Source organism: Streptomyces hirsutus (assembly GCF_001418415.1).
In the GTDB taxonomy this organism is placed as follows: domain Bacteria; phylum Actinomycetota; class Actinomycetes; order Streptomycetales; family Streptomycetaceae; genus Streptomyces; species Streptomyces hirsutus.
Genome location: NZ_LIQT01000619.1, coordinates 1 through 3,983, shown reverse-complemented (window position 1 = coordinate 3,983; position 3,983 = coordinate 1). Strand labels below are relative to the sequence as shown.

Below are 3,983 nucleotides of genomic sequence, written 5' to 3'. Positions count from 1 at the left end.
GCCGCCGGCCGGCGCCGCGGACGGCTCCGCGGCTCCCCCGGGGTACGCCGGCTGCGGTCCGGCCGGCCGGCGGCCGTACGCGGGCGGCACGGGGCCGGGATCGCCCTGGGGTGCGGTGGCGGCGCTCTGGTCGGGGTGGTGGGCCGGGGTGGCTGTCCGGCGTGCGCGGTCGCCGTCGGAGGGGCGGGGCGGTGGCGCCTGCACGGAGCGGGCGAGGCCCCTGGTGACCGCTTCCTCGATGCTGCCCGCGAGCTGCTGCGCCTGGGGCAGTGCCTGGTCGGTGAGAAGGTCGGCCAGGCCGCCGGCGTACCCCTGGCCGACCGCGCGCACCTTCCAGGCTCCCTGGCGCCGGTAGAGCTCCAGGGCGATGACGGCCGTTTCGGCTTCCAGGCCGGTGATGGTGTAGCTGGCCATTTCGGTGCCGTCCAGCCCGGTGACCGCGACGAAGGGTGCGGCGACGGCGCCGAAGCGGGTGGGGCCCTGGCCGCCGGCGGGGGCGGGCAGGGCGAGCAGCACGCCGACGCGGTGGACCGTGTCGGCCAGGGCGTCCAGGTCCACCGCGAGCCGGTGGTCGGCCGCGGCCTGCCGCGACACCTCCAGGCCGGGCCGGGTGGGTGCGCCCGGGTGGGCCACCCACTCCACCCCGTGGATCCGGCCGTCCTCGTCGCCGAGCGCGGCCACGGTCACAACCGGCGTGCCGGCCGAGACCCGGATCTCGAGACGGGACTGGGAGAGGGGGTGGTTCTGACCCCGCACCAGCTCAGCCGTCATCGCCCTCGTCCCCCTGTGTCGCGTGCTTCGCGTGTGTCGCTCGTGTTCCGTCGTGCGTGACGTGCCGCCGGTGACGTGCCGCTCGCTGCGTCACCTGGTGAGGGTCCGGGCGCCGCTCACCGGCCCCGACGGGGCCGGCCGGCGCTTCGGGTGCTGCGGGTTGCTCGACCGGGTGCCGCTGCGGATGCTCAGAGCACCGGCAGGATCGACGGCATGAGGTCCTGGAAGGTGCGGCCGTTGGCCGGGTTGCCGAGGGCCGTCATCGTCCAGCCCGTGCCCGAGCGGTGCACCTTCGCCATGAGCTGGGCCGTGTAGGCGCCGCCGCCGGCCAGGGTGTAGCGGGCGAGTTCCTGGCCGTTGGTCTCGTCGACGAGACGGCAGAACGCGTTCTGCACCTCCTGGAAGGTCTGGCCCGTGAAGGAGTTGACGGTGAAGACGATCTGGTCGATGTGGACCGGGACACGGGACAGGTCGACGAGGATGGCCTCGTCGTCGCCGCCCTGGCCGACGCCGCCGACGAGGTTGTCGCCGGTGTGACGCACGGAGCCGTCGTCGCTCACCAGGTGGCGGAAGAAGACGACGTCGACCGGCTGCTTGTCCGCGAACAGGACGGCGGAGGCGTCCAGGTCGATCTCCCGGGTACGCGAGCCGAACAGGCCGCGGCGGGGAGCCGCCTGCCAGCCGAGACCCATGCGGACCGCGGTCAGGCTGCCGCCGTCGTTCTTCTGCAGACTGATGGCCTGACCCTTGGTCATGTTGACGGTCACGCGCTGATTCCCCTCTCGGACTTTCCCCTGTTGCCGCGAAACCGCGGATGCCCAGAACCCTACGCAGGAGCACCGACGGTGACGCACCCCGGTTCGCACTTTGTGTCGGTCTTGCAACACAGCCCGTGCCGGACGGGCGCCGGGCCGAAGAACGGCGCCGTCAGGACAGCCCCACCTCCCGCATCTGCCGCAACTCCTTCTTCATCTCGGAGACCTCGTCGCGCAGCCGGGCCGCGATCTCGAACTGGAGGTCCGCGGCGGCGGCCCGCATCCGTGCGGTGAGTTCCTCGATCTCCCCGGCGAGCTCCGCCGCAGGCCGGTCGGTGGGCACCGGCTCGGCACCCTTGGCCCTGCCCTTCGCCCCCTTCGCGCCCTTGGCCGCCTTGGCGCCGAGCGCGGGCACGGGGGCCTTGGCCCCGCCGCCGTCCTTCTTGGCCTGGCGGTAGCCGGAGCCCAGCAGCTGCTCGGTGTCGATGTCCTCGCGGGCAATCTGGGAGACGATGTCGTTGATCTTCTTGCGGAGCGGCTGGGGGTCGATGCCCTTCGCCCGGTTGTAGGCGACCTGCTTCTCCCGGCGGCGGTTGGTCTCGTCGATGGCCTTCTCCATCGCCGGGGTGATCCTGTCCGCGTACATGTGGACCTGGCCGGAGACATTGCGCGCGGCACGGCCGATGGTCTGGATCAGGGAGGTGCCGGAGCGCAGGAAGCCCTCCTTGTCCGCGTCGAGGATCGCGACCAGGGACACCTCGGGCAGATCGAGTCCCTCACGCAGCAGGTTGATGCCGACGAGGACGTCGTACTCGCCGCTGCGCAGCTCCCGGAGCAGCTCGACGCGGCGCAGGGTGTCGACGTCGCTGTGGAGGTAGCGCACCTGGATGCCGAGTTCGAGGAAGTAGTCGGTGAGGTCCTCGGCCATCTTCTTGGTGAGCGTGGTCACCAGGACGCGCTCGTCCTTCTCGACGCGCGAGCGGATCTCGTGCACCAGGTCGTCGATCTGGCCCTCGGTGGGCTTGACGACGACCTCGGGGTCGACCAGGCCGGTGGGGCGGATGATCTGCTCGACGACGCCGTCCGAGCGGGAGAGCTCGTACTGGCCGGGGGTGGCCGAGAGGTACACGGCCTGGCCGATGCGCTTCTGGAACTCCTCCCACTTCAGCGGGCGGTTGTCCAGGGCGGAGGGGAGCCGGAAGCCGTGGTCGACGAGGGTGCGCTTGCGGGAGGCGTCGCCCTCGTACATGGCGCCGATCTGCGGCACGGTGACGTGCGACTCGTCGATGACCAGGAGGAAGTCCTCCGGGAAGTAATCCATCAGGGTGTTCGGCGGGGAGCCGGGCAGGCGGCCGTCGAAGTGCATCGAGTAGTTCTCGACGCCGGAGCAGCTGCCGATCTGGCGGAGCATCTCGAGGTCGTAGGTGGTGCGCATCCGCAAGCGCTGGGCCTCCAGGAGCTTGCCCTGCTTCTCCAGCTCGGCGAGGCGCCCGGTGAGTTCCTTCTCGATGTCGTTGACGGCCCGCTCCATGCGTTCGGGGCCGGCGACGTAGTGGGAGGCCGGGAAGACGTACAGCTGCTGGTCGTCGCTGATGATCTCGCCGGTGACCGGGTGGAGCGTGGAGAGCGCCTCGATCTCGTCGCCGAACATCTCGATGCGGACGGCGAGCTCCTCGTAGACCGGGAAGATCTCGATGGTGTCACCGCGGACGCGGAAGGTGCCCCGGGTGAAGGCCAGGTCGTTGCGCGTGTACTGGATGTCCACGAAGCGGCGCAGCAGCTCGTCCCGGTCGAATTCCTCGCCGACGCGGAGCGGCACCATGCGGTCCACGTACTCCTGCGGGGTGCCGAGGCCGTAGATGCAGGAGACGGAGGCGACCACGACGACGTCGCGGCGGGTGAGCAGGGAGTTGGTCGCGGAGTGGCGCAGCCGCTCGACCTCCTCGTTGACCGAGGAGTCCTTCTCGATGTAGGTGTCCGACTGCGGGACGTACGCCTCGGGCTGGTAGTAGTCGTAGTACGAGACGAAGTATTCGACCGCGTTGTTCGGGAGCAGCTCGCGGAACTCGTTGGCCAGCTGGGCGGCCAGAGTCTTGTTCGGCGCCATGACCAGGGTGGGGCGCTGGAGCTTCTCGATCATCCACGCGGTGGTGGCGGACTTGCCGGTGCCGGTCGCGCCCAGGAGGACGACGTCCTTCTCGCCTGCTTCGATGCGCCGGGCGAGGTCGGCGATGGCCGTCGGCTGGTCGCCGCTGGGCTGGAAGGGGCTGACGACCTCGAAGGGCGCCACCGTGCGTTCGATCTGGGAAACGGGCCGCATGTCACCCACGGTACGACCCCCCGCTGACAACGGGTCCCGCTCAGTGTTTCTGCGGGGTGCGGGTGCGGTGCTCGACGGGGCCGCGGGCACGCGGCCGCAGGCGTGTCGGGTGCGTCGGGGAGGAGTGGTGCCGGGGG

At 70.9% G+C, this 3,983-nt stretch carries 3 protein-coding genes; all 3 read right to left on the bottom strand.

The annotated features are described in order from the left end of the window. Nucleotides 1-771, bottom strand: a 771-nt coding sequence (locus tag AOK11_RS36015; protein WP_206188993.1) for a TerD family protein, incomplete at its 3' end; no start/stop codon positions are given. 188 nt (nucleotides 772-959) lie between these two features. After that, nucleotides 960-1,538 carry a TerD family protein gene (locus AOK11_RS36010; protein ID WP_055597847.1) on the bottom strand — a complete coding sequence of 193 codons (579 nt, stop codon included), beginning with the start codon at nucleotides 1,536-1,538 and terminating at the stop codon, nucleotides 960-962. A gap of 160 nt (nucleotides 1,539-1,698) precedes the next feature. Further along, a complete protein-coding gene (gene uvrB / locus AOK11_RS36005; protein WP_055597846.1) occupies nucleotides 1,699-3,846 on the bottom strand; it encodes an excinuclease ABC subunit UvrB in 2,148 nt (715 codons plus the stop codon). Nucleotides 3,847-3,983 lie beyond the last annotated feature (137 nt).